The 1,004-nt window shown below is 41.9% G+C and carries 1 protein-coding gene; it reads right to left on the minus strand.

Features of this window, described 5'->3' with window-relative positions; all coding sequences use genetic code 11:
* Positions 1-799: 799 nt before the first annotated feature.
* Positions 800-1,003, minus strand: coding sequence for a transposase (locus VXK47_RS07875; protein WP_435548224.1), 204 nt, complete (start codon positions 1,001-1,003; stop codon positions 800-802).
* Between the last annotated feature and the right edge of the window lies 1 nt (position 1,004).

Genomic DNA, 1,004 nt, shown 5'->3' on the forward strand with positions numbered 1-1,004 from the left:
TCGGGTATGCACTGGACGGTTAGTGGCGCAAATAGTATAATAGCTCTGCGCTGTAGTATTCTAAGCAACCGTTGGGAAGATTTTTGGGAACATCGGGCCGCAATCTGAAATCGTTACCCATAAATTTGTCGCACACCCAAATACCAGATGATATTTGCAGTCCCACATTACATGTGATAATGATTTCCAATCCTTCATAGGTTCTTCCTCCTGCTCCCTTTCAGAGCTTTCCCTGAGGAAGAACCTATACCTCATTCTCTTCCCCGCCGGAACGGTCGAACCTTTTAGGATCGCACGGGCATAGCCCGTGGTTTAATTAAAAGCAATTAGAACTTAAGAAATACTTCAAACACAAAATATAATCCTACCAAGAAAAAAGCTTGCGAAGCTACAATAAAAGACGAGATTGACAACAGTTGATGGACTCGTAAATGTCTGTCAAGGTTAGAGTCGATTTTTATTTATCACGATTTATCCCATCAATAAAATGCCCCAGCTTTCAGCAATTCATTCTATTGAAACTATAATATGCCTTGGCCGAAATTACTGTGCTGTTAAGGATGATGGCCAGAAAATTACCGGTGCAAAACGGGTTTTTCTGATTAAGAGGAAAAGCTTTACAGCAAGTTCCGGTAAATTGAAATAACACCTGGCGTCATAATTACACACTATATTATGTCAAAAAGATGACGCTTTTTTTGACAACCCGCAACAGAAAAAAAGTGACCTGAAAAAACTGAAAAAGGTAAATATTTTTGGGTCTTCGCACATTTGTGTGGGTGACCCCTATATATAGCGGTCATGCAGTGATGACCTGGAATGCACTTGGTTTCCTTTTTGGGTAGAGATCAAACCCCCCACAGTGGAAGTAGATAGCGGTCCTATAGTGATCTCGGTTTCGGTAGCCACAAGCGAGGCGTTTAACCTTCTCAATTTTGCTGTTGAGGCTTTCGGCCAAGGCATTGGTTATCCGGTGTCGGGCATAGGTGACGATGTTGTCGATA

It is taken from the genome of Desulfobacterium sp. N47 (assembly GCF_051233685.1).
Taxonomy (GTDB): Bacteria; Desulfobacterota; Desulfobacteria; order Desulfobacterales; family RPRI01; genus RPRI01.